The sequence below is a fragment of the Halospeciosus flavus genome (genome assembly GCF_029814175.1).
GTDB lineage: Archaea > Halobacteriota > Halobacteria > Halobacteriales > Halobacteriaceae > Halospeciosus > Halospeciosus flavus.
On the sequence record NZ_CP122312.1, the window covers coordinates 2,236,813 to 2,249,999 of the forward strand.

The 13,187-nt window shown below is 64.4% G+C and carries 14 protein-coding genes, 2 tRNA genes and 1 pseudogene; 8 read left to right on the forward strand and 9 right to left on the reverse strand.

Annotation, left to right across the window (positions count from 1 at the left end; all coding sequences use genetic code 11):
* Window positions 1-75 precede the first annotated feature (75 nt).
* Window positions 76-894 carry an alpha/beta fold hydrolase gene (locus P0Y33_RS11665; protein WP_279527572.1) on the forward strand — a complete coding sequence of 273 codons (819 nt, stop codon included), beginning with the start codon at window positions 76-78 and terminating at the stop codon, window positions 892-894.
* Here the strand turns inward: P0Y33_RS11665 and P0Y33_RS11670 are convergent.
* On the reverse strand, window positions 889-1,281 hold the full coding sequence (locus tag P0Y33_RS11670; protein WP_279527573.1) for a cupin domain-containing protein: 393 nt from the start codon (window positions 1,279-1,281) through the stop codon (window positions 889-891). The two genes, P0Y33_RS11665 and P0Y33_RS11670, sit on opposite strands and share 6 nt — an antisense overlap.
* Before the next feature lie 175 nt (window positions 1,282-1,456).
* Here P0Y33_RS11670 and P0Y33_RS11675 point away from each other — a divergent pair, with 175 nt between their 5' ends.
* From P0Y33_RS11675 to P0Y33_RS11685, 3 genes are all read left to right on the forward strand, one after another.
* The gene (locus P0Y33_RS11675; RefSeq protein ID WP_279527574.1) at window positions 1,457-2,770 is read left to right on the forward strand and encodes a glycosyltransferase family 2 protein; all 1,314 of its coding nucleotides are present in this window, start codon (window positions 1,457-1,459) and stop codon (window positions 2,768-2,770) included.
* A gap of 7 nt (window positions 2,771-2,777) precedes the next feature.
* The gene (locus P0Y33_RS11680) at window positions 2,778-4,055 is read left to right on the forward strand and encodes an RNA-guided endonuclease InsQ/TnpB family protein (protein ID WP_279527575.1); all 1,278 of its coding nucleotides are present in this window, start codon (window positions 2,778-2,780) and stop codon (window positions 4,053-4,055) included.
* An 80-nt stretch (window positions 4,056-4,135) separates the two neighbouring features.
* Window positions 4,136-4,855 carry an MBL fold metallo-hydrolase gene (locus tag P0Y33_RS11685; protein ID WP_279527576.1) on the forward strand — a complete coding sequence of 240 codons (720 nt, stop codon included), beginning with the start codon at window positions 4,136-4,138 and terminating at the stop codon, window positions 4,853-4,855.
* A gap of 88 nt (window positions 4,856-4,943) precedes the next feature.
* Here P0Y33_RS11685 and P0Y33_RS11690 read toward each other — a convergent pair.
* Window positions 4,944-5,017 (reverse strand) — tRNA-Phe (locus P0Y33_RS11690).
* 109 nt (window positions 5,018-5,126) lie between these two features.
* Here P0Y33_RS11690 and P0Y33_RS11695 point away from each other — a divergent pair.
* Window positions 5,127-5,699, forward strand: coding sequence for a hypothetical protein (locus P0Y33_RS11695; RefSeq protein ID WP_279527577.1), 573 nt, complete (start codon window positions 5,127-5,129; stop codon window positions 5,697-5,699).
* Here P0Y33_RS11695 and P0Y33_RS11700 read toward each other — a convergent pair.
* Together P0Y33_RS11700 and thiC are read right to left on the reverse strand one after the other, a co-directional pair.
* Window positions 5,680-6,789: a putative sulfate/molybdate transporter gene (locus tag P0Y33_RS11700; protein WP_279527578.1), complete on the reverse strand. Its 1,110-nt coding sequence runs from the start codon at window positions 6,787-6,789 to the stop codon at window positions 5,680-5,682. The two genes, P0Y33_RS11695 and P0Y33_RS11700, sit on opposite strands and share 20 nt — an antisense overlap.
* Before the next feature lie 129 nt (window positions 6,790-6,918).
* The gene (gene thiC, locus P0Y33_RS11705) at window positions 6,919-8,364 is read right to left on the reverse strand and encodes a phosphomethylpyrimidine synthase ThiC (RefSeq protein ID WP_279527579.1); all 1,446 of its coding nucleotides are present in this window, start codon (window positions 8,362-8,364) and stop codon (window positions 6,919-6,921) included.
* 94 nt (window positions 8,365-8,458) lie between these two features.
* Here thiC and P0Y33_RS19150 point away from each other — a divergent pair.
* Window positions 8,459-9,049 (forward strand): annotated as a pseudogene (locus P0Y33_RS19150) (HNH endonuclease); the annotation flags it as partial.
* Window positions 9,050-9,142: 93 nt separating this feature from the next.
* Here P0Y33_RS19150 and P0Y33_RS11710 read toward each other — a convergent pair.
* Together P0Y33_RS11710 and P0Y33_RS11715 are read right to left on the reverse strand one after the other, a co-directional pair.
* Window positions 9,143-9,216, reverse strand: a tRNA-Val gene (locus tag P0Y33_RS11710).
* A 47-nt stretch (window positions 9,217-9,263) separates the two neighbouring features.
* Complete coding sequence (locus P0Y33_RS11715) at window positions 9,264-9,407, reverse strand: hypothetical protein (RefSeq protein WP_279527580.1); 144 nt, start codon at window positions 9,405-9,407, stop codon at window positions 9,264-9,266.
* Between the two features lie 129 nt (window positions 9,408-9,536).
* Between P0Y33_RS11715 and P0Y33_RS11720 the strand changes: the two genes are divergently transcribed.
* Window positions 9,537-10,079, forward strand: a complete 543-nt coding sequence (locus P0Y33_RS11720) for a DUF192 domain-containing protein (protein ID WP_279527581.1) — start codon at window positions 9,537-9,539, stop codon at window positions 10,077-10,079.
* 81 nt (window positions 10,080-10,160) lie between these two features.
* Window positions 10,161-12,077 carry an ABC transporter ATP-binding protein gene (locus P0Y33_RS11725; protein WP_279530113.1) on the forward strand — a complete coding sequence of 639 codons (1,917 nt, stop codon included), beginning with the start codon at window positions 10,161-10,163 and terminating at the stop codon, window positions 12,075-12,077.
* A 255-nt stretch (window positions 12,078-12,332) separates the two neighbouring features.
* Here the strand turns inward: P0Y33_RS11725 and P0Y33_RS11730 are convergent, their stop codons facing one another.
* The 3 genes from P0Y33_RS11730 to P0Y33_RS11740 form a co-directional block, all read right to left on the reverse strand.
* Complete coding sequence (locus P0Y33_RS11730) at window positions 12,333-12,467, reverse strand: DUF7503 family protein (protein WP_279527582.1); 135 nt, start codon at window positions 12,465-12,467, stop codon at window positions 12,333-12,335.
* A 145-nt stretch (window positions 12,468-12,612) separates the two neighbouring features.
* On the reverse strand, window positions 12,613-12,789 hold the full coding sequence (locus P0Y33_RS11735; RefSeq protein WP_279527583.1) for an HVO_0416 family zinc finger protein: 177 nt from the start codon (window positions 12,787-12,789) through the stop codon (window positions 12,613-12,615).
* Between the two features lie 68 nt (window positions 12,790-12,857).
* The gene (locus tag P0Y33_RS11740; RefSeq protein ID WP_279527584.1) at window positions 12,858-13,160 is read right to left on the reverse strand and encodes a DUF5789 family protein; all 303 of its coding nucleotides are present in this window, start codon (window positions 13,158-13,160) and stop codon (window positions 12,858-12,860) included.
* Window positions 13,161-13,187: the final 27 nt, after the last annotated feature.

The following is a 13,187-nucleotide window of genomic DNA, read 5'->3' on the forward strand; positions in this document are numbered from 1 at the left end:
TGAACTCCGTGTCGGAACCCGGCGAGACCGCCCGTCTCGGCTACACTTATCGGGGTCGGGCCAGAGGGTCGTGGCATGGAGAACCACACCGTGACCGGGGGTGGCGGCGTCGACATCCGCGTCGACGCGACCGGTCCCGAAGACGCGCGGCCAATCCTGTTCGTCCACGGCTACTCGCAGTCCCGCCTCTCGTGGGTGAAGCAGTTCGACGGTGCGCTCGCCGACGACTACCGACTCGTCGCACCCGACGTGCGTGGGCACGGCGAGTCGGGGAAACCGCGAGACGCCTACGACGACGCCGCGTCGTGGGCCGACGACCTCCAGGCCGTCGTGGACGAACTCGGCCTCGACGACCCGGTGTTCGTCGGGTGGTCCTACGGCGGCCTCGTCATCTCGGACTACCTCTCCGTCCACGGAACCGACGACGTCGCGGGCGTCAACTTCGTCGGCGCCATCTCGGAGAAGGGGACCGAAGACGCCGCACGTATCGCCGGCGAGGAGTTCGTCGCGCTCGGCGACCCGCTCGCGTCGAGGGACGCCACCGAGAGCGTCGCGGCCCTCTCGGACTTCCTCGATATCTGTGTCGCGGGCGAGTTGGATCCTCGCGAGAAGTCGTTCATGCTCGGGTTCAACGTCGCCACCCCGCCGCACGTCCGCGAGGCCCTGCAGGCCCGGACGGTCGTCCACGAGGAGACGCTCGCGGCCCTCGACGTGCCCGTCCTCCTCACCCACGGCGAGGAGGACCAGGTCGTCGGCACCGCGGCGGCGGAGAAACACGCCGACCTCGTACCCGACGCCGAGACGTCGTTCTACGAGGGGGTCGGGCACTCCCCGTTCTGGGAGGCACCCGAGCGTTTCGAACGCGAACTCCGGGCGTTCGTCGAGTCGCTATAGCTCGGGGAACTCGTCCTGGTAGGCCGTCCCGGCGAGACGGTCCTCACGGAGGGGCCAGAAGGCCAGCAGCGTCGCCGTCTCACCCTCGACCGTCCGCGAGGTGTGAGGGACCTCGGGGGGAATCGCCAGCGTGTCGTACGGTTCGAGTTCGACCCGCTCGCCGTCGACGAGGAAGTCGAGCCGTCCCTCGACGAGCATGTTCATCTGTTCGTACGGGTGGGTGTGGGGCTCGCCGTCCTCCTTCTCGGGCGTGACCTGCGAGAAGCCGACCATCTGGTCGATTCCGCGGAACACCACTTGCTGGAAACCGGGTTCGTCGCGGAACGGCGTGACCTCCTCGAGGTTGTACACCGAGGGAATCTCGGAGCGGTCGTAGTCGCGTGGCATACGACTCGCGTCTCGTCGACGGCGACGATAAACGTACGGACTACCCACAACCTTGCGAACCGGACTCGGGAGCCGCGAAGAACCGTTAACTCGCGTTAATTCGGACGATATCGTGGGAAAGGCGGTCTGAGGGAGTCCACCCCTGAAAGGGGTGGCGTCCCTCGGTCGATCCAAGATGAAAACCGAGCGCGTCACACTGGCCGGGGTCGGTGCTCTCCTCCTAGTGGCCGCCCTCGCGGTGGTCACCCCGTCGCTGACACCCGGTGTCCTCGACTGGCAGCGTGCGTTCGAACTACTGCTGTGGGGAACGACGGCACTGTTCGCCGGCACGGCGCTCGCGTGGCTCGTCCTGACCTACGTGGTCGGGGCGAACTACGAGTCGCCAGACCCGGTCCACGACGGCGACGACATCCAGGTCCGTATCCTCACCGTCGACGCCGCGAACGTCGTCCAGGCGACAGTCGACTCGCTGCCGGCCACACTCGACGACGTTCACGTGATTGCCGAAGCCGACGTCGACGTGGACGGTGCGGACGTCCACGTCGTCCCCGACGAGTTCGACTGTACGGCCGTCCGGAAGGGGCGTGCCATCGAGTGGGTGCGACGACACCTCGCCTGTGACCGCGAGTTCGTCCTGTACCTCGACGAGGACAGCCACGTCGAGTCCTTCGACGGCCTGCCGGACGCGGACGTCGTCCAACTCCGCGAACAGCCACGACACACCGGGTCGACGCTGTCGTACCTGGCCGACATCTACCGGATGGGCGTCCAGATCGAGCAACGCGCCTTCGCCCGCCTCTCGATTCCCCTGTTCGCGTGGGGCGGCGGAATCGCCGTCCGTCAGTCCGTCGAAGACGAGGTTACCTGGGACCGCGAGACACTCGTCGAGGACACCGCCTTCGTCTGGGCCGCCGCGAAGCGCCTTGACGACTTCACCTTCGAGCTAGCGACGGCGACCTGTCGCAACGAGGCACCGCCGTCGTTGACGGAGATAACCCAGCAGCGCCGCCGGTGGGCCGCCGGGAACATCGAAGCCGCGACCGAACTCCCCCTCGGGTACCAACTGCTGACCCGAATCCGGAACTACGCCTGGGCGCTCTCCCCCATCGTGACGCTCGTCGTCGTTCCCCTCTCCCTGCTCGGCATCGGCGTCGCCGGCGGCGGGGGTCTGTTCGTGCTCACGTCCCTCTCGCTGGGGCTGCTCACGCTGTTCTGGTACCTCCGTGGCGTTCGCTACTACGGAGTGGACGACGTCGAGTGGGCGCTGGCCGTCCCGCTGGCCCCCCTCGTCACCGTCGTCCACTCGATGGGTACCGTCGCGGGCATCCTCGCCCCGCCCGAGGAGTTCCGCGTTACACGGATACAAGGAGAATGCCTGGCCCTTCAGGGCCAGGATGAATCCGACAGCAGGGAACCATTCCACAGTCAGTGGCACGCCGGATATTCCACACACGGAAATCTGAACCTTCAAGTTGCTCTCTCGACATAGGTTACGTATGGCGAAAAAGATCGTCACGCGCACCTACAAAGCGAGTATTCAAAACCGCTCGCAGGTCGCTGACGATCTTGACGCCCTCGGTTTTGCCGCTTCGAAACTCTGGAATATTGGTCGCTGGACTTCCGCTCGCATCTGGGACGAGATCGGCCATATTCCAGAACATGATGAACTCACGTCGTATCTCAAGAGCCACGAGCGCTATGATGACCTGCACTCGCAGTCAAGTCAGCGCGTTCTGCAAGAACTCGCTGAAGCGTTCCGCTCTTGGTACGGCAAGCGGCAGAACGGCGATACCCGCGCGAATCCACCCGGCTACCGCAAGCGCGGCGACGAACACCCGCGCAGCACGATCACCTTCAAAAACGCCGGCTTCAAACTCGACACGAAACACGACCACGTCCGCCTCTCGAAAGGCGACAACACCAAAGACTACTGGGCGGATTTCATCCTCTGTGAGTATCAGACTCGTCCCGATGTCGACCTTGGTGACGTCACGAGCGTCCAGCAGGTTCGGGCAGTCTGGACAGGCCACGAGTGGGAACTACACTTCGTCTGTAAACGCGAACTCGACGTGCCCGACGCTCCCGGCGAGCAAACTGCCGGGATCGATCTCGGGATCTGTACGTTCGCGACACTCGCCTACGAGGACGAGACTGCAGAACTCTACCCGCTCGACTGTCTCAAAGAAGACGGCTACTACTTCGGGAAACGTATCGCCCGCTCCGATGATTCAACCTCGACACGGGTCGAGCGTCTCCATCGGAAGTGGTCGAATCGACGAACGCACTACTTCCACACGCTCGCCAAGCATATCGTCGACCGATGCGTCGAGAAAGGAATCGGGCAGATCGCGATCGGCGATCTCGAAGGCGTTCGTGAGGACGAGGCTGGTGAAGCCAAGAATTGGGGGCCACACGGCAATCTCGACCTCCACGGATGGGCGTTCGACCGATTTACGAACCTGCTCACCTACAAAGCCGAGATGCACGGTATCGCGGTCGAACAGGTCGATGAGCGTGGGACATCCCGAACCTGCTCGTGTTGCGGGCGTGAAGACGACTCGAATCGTGTCGAACGCGGTCTGTATGTTTGTGACGAGTGCGATCTCGTCGCGAACGCAGACGTGAATGGCGCAGAAAATATCCGGAAAGTACCTCTGAATCCAGCGGACAGTTCGTCCGGGGATAGGAGTAACGGCTGGTTGGCACAGCCATCGGTGTACCAGTTCGACCAGACAAGCGGTGTATTCACACCGCGAGAACAGGCAACACCGTAAACCATAATATCCCAACGCTCGGGATTCCCCCGCCTTCAGGCGGGGGAGGATGTCAAGGCAACTCGGACCCGTGAGAATGTATGGCACTCGTCCAGCTCGTTCGCCACGCGACGCTGCTCGTGACACTTGACGGAACGACCCTCTTGGTCGACCCGATGCTCGGGGAGCCAGGCGACATCCCGCCCATCCCGAACTCACCGAACGACCGGGAGAACCCGCTCGTGTCGCTCCCCGACGTCGATCTTACACATGACGCAGTGCTCGTCACCCACCGGCACCGCGACCACTTCGACGACGCCGCGGCTGAGCGACTCGACGACGACGTCCCGCTGCTCTGTCAGCCAGCGGAGGCCGACGCCTTCCGCGAGGACGGCTTCACCGACGTCCGCCCCGTCGCGGATTCGGTGACGTTCGACGGCGTCGACGTCTCTCGGACACCCGCCCGCCACGGCCACGGCGACCTCGCCGAGCAGATGGGACCGGTCTCGGGGTTCGTCCTCGATGGCGAGCGAACGCTGTACCTCGCCGGCGACACCGTCTGGTACGACCCGGTCGCCGAAACTATCGACCGTCACGACCCCGACGCGGTCGTCGTCAACGCCGGCGCCGCGCAGTTCGTCGACGGCGACCCCATCACGATGGACGCGGCCGACGTCGCCGCGACCGTCGACTACGCCGACTGCCCCGTCGCGGCGGTGCACATGGACGCCATCAACCACTGTCTGCTGACCCGTGACGACCTGCGAGACGCCGTCGCAGACGTCCTCGTCCCCGAAGACAGTGAACGGCTGTCGGTGTGAAAACGAAGGAGTCACTCGCAGCAGAACTGATCGTTGGGCCACAATCCGATCGCGAGCAGTTTCACTGCTCACGTGGTTCGTAGGAAAATGCCGCCTCCCGGATTTGAACCGGGGACAGCTCGATCTTCAGTCGAGTGCTCTCCCAATCTGAGCTAAGGCGGCGCGTACCTGAACCGAGGGGGAGCGTAGAAAAAAGGATTTCGAATCGCCGGCGACTATTTTTCTTCTGTTAGCAGACAGAATTAAGTTCTAAGAAAAGGAGAATAAATATATGGGAGACGAGTTACGTCTCGAGTTCGCCGACCTCGAGAACAGCCTCGAGGAGGCGCAGCAGTCGGAGCGCCGCTACCGGGAGTTCCGACTGATGTTCCTCGGACTCACGGCCGGTGTGCTCGCGACACTCCCCGCCCAGTTGCTAGTCGAGCCGTTCCACGTCACCGACGCGGGGACGGTTCGCTACGGCTCTCAGCGCATCGCGAGCCACCTCCCGACGCCGGGGTTCGTGGTGAGTAACCTCCTCCTCGTCGTCGGCGTCCTCCTCGGCTGTATCTACCTCTACCGCTACCTCTCGGACTACACCGACGAGACGACCGTCCGCGTCCCGTACGACGACGAGACGAAGACCGTCCAGGAGCGAGTCGAGTCCTACCTCGAAGAGGCCGCCACCGACCTCGACATCGAGGTCCACACGGCCCACCACAACGTCACGTGCGTCGACCAGAACGACCGACCGGTCCTCGAACTCGAGTTCGACCCCGGTCGAAGGATCCTCTACCTCACCTACGACCCGCGAGAACGGCAGTCGACCCTGCTCGTCCGCAAGATCAGACAGCGGTTCGGCTGAACCATCGACGGCGTCCCCAGTCGAGCGCGATGCCGACGACGAGTGCGGCCCCGACGTTCGTGAGGAGACCGAGAACACCGACGATACCCGTGAGGACGAGGTTCTCCGTCTCGAACGCCGAGTGACCGAGTTGCGCCGCGACGACGGCCAACAGGACGCCCAAAAGCGCCATCGGGAACGCGACTAAGAATCCGCCGCCGACGACGAACGCGAGTGCGACGTAGCCGACCCCGAGCAAACCGTTGGCGAGGCCGGTCCGCGCGCCGAAGGCGTACTTCCCCGCGAGGCCACCGCTCCCGTGGCACATCGGAATTCCGCCGAGCGCGGGCGCGAGTAGATTCGTCACACCCATACTCGACGCGAGGTCGTCGGCCGAGACGTCGGCCTCGAACAGGTCGTCGAAGAGTAGAGAGGTCGCGACGGCCGCGTTACCGACGGTCATCGCCAACTGCGCGGCGCCTGCACCGAGCACGTCGTCCAACGAGACCGCGGAGAACGCAGTAGCCGATACTGGCGGGACACCCGGGACGCGCACCGTGGGGAGTCCGGCCGACGCGGCCGCGACCGCGAAGCCGATACCGAGGACGACGAGGGTGGCTCCACGGCGGAATCCGGCGACGGCTACGCCGAGTGCGACGACCGCTCCGACGGCGGCCATCGTCGGGTTCGCGACCGCGAGGTCTGCACCGGCTTCGAGGAGGAGGAACGCGACGGCCAACTGGACGCCGCGAATCACCGGGGTCGAGAGGTACGGCTCGATACGCGCCAGCGTCCCCGTCGAGCCCACGAACAGCAGGGCAGCCCCGATTCCGACGCCCACGACGACGAGTTCGGGATAGGAGAGAACGCCCGCAATGGCCAGCGCGGCGAGCGCCTTCATCGGTTCGACCGAGATCGGCAGTCCATACCACGTTCCCCAGACGACCTGGAAGAGTCCGAATCCGAGCAGGACGTGGGGGAGCGAGACGTCGGTGAGCAGCGCCAGCGAGACGACGATGGGGAGGACCGTCACCGAGTCGCCGAGCGCACCCGTCAGTTCCGAAGCGACGAACTCGACGTCGACCCGTTCCATCCACGAGGCGGTCGCCATCGTCCGATTCAGGGACCGACGTCCCTTCACTCTTCTCAGAAACCCGTCACGGTTTCGCGTCGGGGGAGACGTGAGGGGATTGGGTCACGAAACGGCGAGTCACCAGCATGCCCCGCCGACGAGCGAGTGTCAGTCGTCGGCGTGCGATTCGGGCGTGAAGGTCACCCCGTCGATCTCGATCTCGTCGGGGACTCGCTCCGTATCGTGAGTGCCGACCGGTGGTCGATTCACCTCGGCGGCGGGAGAGGCGTCGAGGTCCGTCTCGTCGTCGATGGCCGACATCTCGCCGTCGGCGTCCCGCGCGTCCTGGTCGATACGCATCGAACAGAACTCGACACCGCACATCGAACAGAAACGCGCCTCTTTGTAGTTGTCGCCGGGGAGCGTCTGGTCGTGGAACTCGCGGGCGCGCTCGGGGTCGAGCGCGAGGTCGAACTGCCGGCGCCAGTCGAAGGCGTAGCGCGCCTCCGAGAGCGCGTCGTCCCAGTCACGAGCGCCCGGCAATCCGTTGGCGACGTCGGCCGAGTGGGCGGCGATGCGGTAGGCTGCGAGCCCGTCTCGGACGTCCGTCTCGTCGGGAAGACCGAGGTGCTCCTTGGGCGTGACGTAGCAGAGCATCGCCGCACCCGCGCGGGCGGCCTCGGTCGCGCCGATGGCACTCGTGATGTGGTCGTAGCCCGGCGCGACGTCGGTGACGAGCGGTCCGAGGACGTAGAAGGGTGCGCCGTCGCAGACCGCCTGCTGGCGCTCAACGTTCGCCGCGACTTCGTCCATCGGGACGTGGCCCGGTCCCTCGACCATCACCTGCACGCCGCGGTCCCACGCGGTCCGGGTGAGTTCGCCTAGCGTCTCTAGTTCGGCGTACTGGGCGTCGTCGCCGGCGTCCGCGAGACACCCGGGCCGGAGTCCGTCCCCCAGCGAGACCGTCACGTCGTGCTCGGCGAAGATCTCGCAGAGTTCCTCGAACTTCGCGTACAGAGGGTTCTCCATCCCGTTCTCCTCCATCCACTGCGCGAGGATGGAACCGCCGCGCGAGACGATTCCGGTCTTCCGGCCGTCGGTCAGCGGGAGGTGTTCCATCCGCACGCCCGCGTGGATAGTCATGTAGTCAACGCCCTGCTCGGCCTGCTTCTCGACGACGTCGAGGAGGAGTTCGTGGGTGATGTCCGCGGGGTCGTCCACCCGTTTGACCGCCTCGTAGATGGGCACTGTGCCGATGGGGACCGGGGAGTGTGCGACGTTCGCCTCGCGAATCGCGTCGAGGTTCGACCCCGTCGAGAGGTCCATCACCGTGTCCGCGCCGTAGTGGACGGACGTGTGGAGTTTCTGGAGTTCGCCCCGCAGGTCGCTCGTCTCGTCGCTGTTGCCGATGTTCGCGTTCACCTTCGTCGCGAACTCCCGGCCGATGACCATCGGGTCGAGCGACTCGTGGGCGTGGTTGTTCGGAACGACCGCCTGTCCCTGTGCGACCTGTTCCCGGACGAACTCGACGTCGCGGTTCTCGCGCTCGGCGACGCGCTCTATCGCGGGCGTCACCTCGCCCGCCCTGGCTCGCTGTAGCTGGGTCTTCGGCATTGTACTAGTCGGTAGTAGCACCAGATAATAATTGCTGCGGTGCCATCGACAAGAATCGTTATCTCGTCGTAGCCACCTGTGGGCGTAAGAACGAATGCCGGATCAGAATTGTGAGGAATGTGGTGAGACGTACTACGTAAAGCCTAGTAAATCCGACCGGTCGAAGTACTGTAGTCGAGAGTGCTTCGACGAGAGCCAAAAGAATCGTACCACGTTGACCTGTGAGTTTTGCGAAGAGACGTACGAGAAGAAGAAATCACACGCTGCCGAGAGTCGTTTCTGCTCTCGAGAGTGCAAAGACCGGTTCAAACGAACATATAACGAATGGCGTGAGACGGTCCACTGTGCGACGTGTGGAGCGGATTTGAAACGAGAGCGATACGAAACCAAACGTCACAAGCACCACTTCTGCGACGACACGTGTCGCGGTGAATGGATAAGTAAAAACAGACGCGGAAAGGATGCACCGAATTGGCAAGGTGGAGCGACACTCTCGTTCGGGTCGCGTTGGCCGCAAGTGAGGAAGCGTGTATTCGACCGCGATAGAGTGTGCCAGTACTGTGGCGAGGATGGAACAGAGACGTATCTAGACGTTCATCACATCGTTCCCCGACGTGAGTTCGAGGTGGTTGACGACGCGAACACGCTAGTAAATCTCGTTCTACTCTGTCGGAGTTGTCACAAACGCGCCGAGCACAGGAGTATCGTCTCACCTCGTCCGGGTCTGCCTGACTTGAATCTCTCCGACCGAATCGAGATATGGCTAGAAATCGTCGAGTGGGTCTGGACGGATTCGAACCGTCGGCCCCTTCCTTGTAAGGGAAGTGTCATAACCAACTAGACCACAGACCCTCGTCTGAAAAACGTGGACGCTCGCGGATAACTGTTACTTTCCGTCGTTACTCCTCGTCGGGGCCTTCGAGGCCGATCGTCGGCGGCGTCCCGTCCCACCCGTAGGCGAGGACGACGAAACCGACGGCCACGAGGCCGACGAGGGCCAGACTGTACGTGAGCAGTTTGCCGAGTGAGCGGACGACTCCCATATTCGGGGGTGAGACGTCGCGCTCCTTAACTCTATCCGGTTCGAGGGCTTCACCGTCTCCGTCTGGCCGCCCCACCAAAACGTCCCTGCCACCGGAATCGCCTTCCGGACGTACCCCCACGAAGCAGGTATGGACCGCCGAGTCGTGTCGGTGCTCGCCGTCGCGACACTCCTCGTCGTGGCCGGACTCCTCGCCGTCGCCGGTGGGGGCGGAATCGGACTCTTCGACGGCGGTGGCACCGGTCCCGGCGACGACCGGGAGCGCGCCTGCGTGACGATCGTCGACGCCGAGTCGGGCGCGGTTGAGGGCCGTGTCGAGGCCGCCGTCGCGGACACGCCGAACGAGCGCTACCGGGGCCTCAGCGGCACCGACTCGCTCGCGAACGGGAGCGGAATGTTGTTCGTCTTCGCCGACGAGAGCGAGCGGTCGTTCGTGATGCGGGAGATGAACTATCCCATCGACATGGTGTTCGTCGGCGCGGACGGGCGAATCACCCGGATCTTCCACGCACCCGTCGAGCACGACGACTCGTTGACGACCTACAGCGCGCCCGCGAAGTGGGTCCTCGAAGTCCCTATCGAGTGGACGACCCGCCACGACGTGACGGCGGGTGACGAAGTGCGTATCGAGTACGAGTGTGGGAATCCCTCGCTGGGGACACGAACTACTTAGTCACAGACGTGTAACTCGAAGAGAGTGAGCACCCTCGACGACGACCCGTTCGAGGAGCAACGCGAGGACGTCGACAGCGCCATGCGCCGGTTGTTCACCGACTACGGTCGGGAGAACCGGAGCGCGGCCGTCGTCGGCGTCGTCGCGAGCATCTTCGCTCGGGTCCTCGACCTCGCGCCGCCCGTCCTCCTCGGCTACGCCATCGACACGGTCATCCGGGACGAGAAAGCCTTCTTCCCGTTCCTCCCCGGCGGGTGGCTCCCCGCCGACGACGCCGGCCGCGTCCTCTTCGTTTCCGGCCTCATCGCCGGGTCGTTCCTCTTCGGTGCGGGCTTCCACTGGCTCCGCAACTGGGGGTGGAACAGTTTCTCCCAGCACGTCCAGCACGCCGTCCGAACCGACACCTACGACGAGATGCAGCGGCTGAACATGGACTTCTTCGCCGCCAAGCAGACCGGCGAGATGATGTCCATCCTCTCGAACGACGTGAACAGACTGGAGCGCTTCCTCAACGACGGAATGAACTCGGCGTTCCGCCTGAGCGTGATGGTGGTGACCATCGCCGCCGTCCTCTTCTACTACAACTGGCAACTCGCGTTCGTCGCGCTCGTCGCCGTCCCGCTCATCGGCTGGTTCACCTACCGCTTCGTCCAGACTATCCAACCGAAGTACGCCGACGTCCGCTCCTCGGTGGGTCAACTCAACTCCCGACTGGAGAACAACCTCGGGGGAATCCAGGTCATCAAGGCCGCCAACACCGAGGACTACGAGTCCGAGCGCGTCGAGGACGTCTCCGAGGACTACTTCGACGCCAACTGGGACGCCATCGACACGCGAATCAAGTTCTTCCCCGCGCTGCGGGTCATCTCGGGTGTGGGCTTCGTCCTCACGTTCGCCATCGGCGGGTGGTGGGTCGTCGCCGGACCGCCCCTCTTCTTCACTGGGACGCTCTCGGCCGGCGAGTTCGTCACGTTCATCCTCCTCAGCCAGCAGTTCATCTGGCCGATGGCCCAGTTCGGGCAAATCATCAACATGTACCAGCGTGCCCGCGCGTCCTCCGAGCGCATCTTCGGCCTGATGGACGAACCCTCGCGTATCGAGGAGAATCCCGACGCCGACCCCCTCGACGTCGAGGCGGGTGAGGTCGTCTACGACGACGTGACGTTCGGGTACGGAGACGGAGAGACCATCGTCGAGGACATCTCCTTCGAGGTGCCCGGCGGCGACACCCTCGCGCTCGTCGGTCCCACCGGAGCGGGGAAGTCGACCGTCCTCAAACTCCTCCTCCGGATGTACGACGTCGACGAGGGGACCATCGAGATAGACGGGCAGGACCTCCGCGACGTCACCATCCCGAGCATCCGGCGGGCCATCGGCTACGTCTCACAGGACACCTTCCTCTTCTACGGGACGGTCGAGGAGAACATCCTCTACGGGTCGTTCGACGCCGATCGCGAGGCGGTCGTCGAAGCCGCGAAAGCCGCGGAAGCCCACGAATTCATCCAGAACCTCCCCGAGGGGTACGACACGATGGTCGGCGAGCGTGGCGTGAAACTCTCGGGCGGGCAGCGCCAGCGCGTCGCCATCGCGCGGGCCATCCTGAAGGACCCCGACATCCTGATCCTGGACGAGGCGACCTCGGACGTCGACACGGAGACCGAGATGCTCATCCAGCGCTCGCTGGACGACCTCACCGAGAACCGCACGACGTTCACCATCGCCCACCGTCTCTCGACCATCAAGGACGCGGACCAAATCGTCGTGCTCGAAGATGGCCACATCGTCGAGCGCGGTACCCACGAGGACCTCCTCGCCGAGGACGGTCTCTACGCGAACCTCTGGGGCGTCCAGGCCGGCGAGATAGACGAACTCCCCGAGGAGTTCGTCCGTCGCGCGACCGAACGAACCGCGGAGGTCGACGTCGACGAGGAAGGCGACGAACACGACGGTGACGACGCGGGCGAGTCCTCGGAAGCCTCGCCGGCACAGGACGACTGACGGACAGTTGAACAGTTGTACAACTGTTCAACTGAGAGGTGAAGAACAGTGCGGGGCGTGGACCCCGCGCGTCCGGCGCCGCAGCGGAGTGGGGAGGCGGCGACGCCGGACGAGAGTGTCAGACTCGGCGCCCGTCGGGCCAGGGGGAGCGGCCCGACGGGGGTTCGACGCGGCCGGCGTGGGGAGGTGGGCCGCGTCGTGTCGTGAGAGGGTCAGTCTCGGAGTGTCAGTTGGTCAGTGTGTCGATTCCGGGGTCTACGGACCGAGGGAGCCACAACCCCAGACGGCCAGCGTGGACTGGACCTGGGAGAGCGCGACTGCACTCGTGAACAGCGCGCCGGCGGCTTTCGGGTGTTGTGCGACCGCGTTCTGCAGGGCCTTGCGAGCCATCTCATTTCATACAATGCACCGTGTAATAAAATAAGTTACGGTCAGATAAGCATGAAAGAAAGTCAGGTCGGGAGAACGCTACGGGAGTAGCTACGGAAAAATCGGGGTCGGGTCGGGCAGCAGGACGGTCAGTCGCGCGCCGCTCTCACGGCGACCAACCACAGACCGAACACGTCACGGCGTCCGTCTCGTGGAGTCCGCCACAGTCCGGACACTGCTTCTTGTTATAGGATCGGTCCCAGGTTTCCGGGGCAGTGTCGTGGCCGCGCCGTTCGAGGAACTCGTCCAAAAGGGCGTCGTCGGACTCCTGTGCGCTCGACATGCACGCTATGGTAGAACGTGCCACAGTAATAAACGTATCGGGGTGACAGGTCCACGACCCCGGTCGGGTCAGAACGAGTCGACGGTGTCGTCCTCGCCGGAGACGACGCCGGCGCCGCGGTCGGTGTACTCCGCGCGGCCGACCGCGTCGACGCCGACAGCCGTGAGGACCGCCTCGCGGAGGTCCTCACGCGAGCGGAAGCGGTCCTCGTCGATGCGTTCGAGGACGTCACCGAGCGTCGTCTCGCCCTCTTCGAGACCGAGGTCGTGGTCGCCGTGGCGTTCGAGCAGGTCGGCGCGCTCGACGGGGAAGTCGACGTCGTCGAGGACTCCTTCGAACTCGACGCCCCGGGTTCGAGTGTCGTCGGACATAGTCGACGGTTCGCCCGACGAGTGGAA

Coding starts and splice junctions, on each gene's coding strand:
- P0Y33_RS11700 (WP_279527578.1), bottom strand. CDS start 6,789: ATGGCGACCGCCTCGTGGATGGAACGGGTCGACGTCGAGTTCGTCGCT.
- P0Y33_RS11715 (WP_279527580.1), bottom strand. CDS start 9,407: ATGGGAGTCGTCCGCTCACTCGGCAAACTGCTCACGTACAGTCTGGCC.
- P0Y33_RS11725 (WP_279530113.1), top strand. CDS start 10,161: ATGCGCCGGTTGTTCACCGACTACGGTCGGGAGAACCGGAGCGCGGCC.
- P0Y33_RS11740 (WP_279527584.1), bottom strand. CDS start 13,160: ATGTCCGACGACACTCGAACCCGGGGCGTCGAGTTCGAAGGAGTCCTC.
- thiC (WP_279527579.1), bottom strand. CDS start 8,364: ATGCCGAAGACCCAGCTACAGCGAGCCAGGGCGGGCGAGGTGACGCCC.
- P0Y33_RS11730 (WP_279527582.1), bottom strand. CDS start 12,467: ATGGCTCGCAAGGCCCTGCAGAACGCGGTCGCACAACACCCGAAAGCC.
- P0Y33_RS11720 (WP_279527581.1), top strand. CDS start 9,537: ATGGACCGCCGAGTCGTGTCGGTGCTCGCCGTCGCGACACTCCTCGTC.
- P0Y33_RS11735 (WP_279527583.1), bottom strand. CDS start 12,789: ATGTCGAGCGCACAGGAGTCCGACGACGCCCTTTTGGACGAGTTCCTC.
- P0Y33_RS11695 (WP_279527577.1), top strand. CDS start 5,127: ATGGGAGACGAGTTACGTCTCGAGTTCGCCGACCTCGAGAACAGCCTC.
- P0Y33_RS11675 (WP_279527574.1), top strand. CDS start 1,457: ATGAAAACCGAGCGCGTCACACTGGCCGGGGTCGGTGCTCTCCTCCTA.
- P0Y33_RS11685 (WP_279527576.1), top strand. CDS start 4,136: ATGGCACTCGTCCAGCTCGTTCGCCACGCGACGCTGCTCGTGACACTT.
- P0Y33_RS11670 (WP_279527573.1), bottom strand. CDS start 1,281: ATGCCACGCGACTACGACCGCTCCGAGATTCCCTCGGTGTACAACCTC.
- P0Y33_RS11665 (WP_279527572.1), top strand. CDS start 76: ATGGAGAACCACACCGTGACCGGGGGTGGCGGCGTCGACATCCGCGTC.
- P0Y33_RS11680 (WP_279527575.1), top strand. CDS start 2,778: ATGGCGAAAAAGATCGTCACGCGCACCTACAAAGCGAGTATTCAAAAC.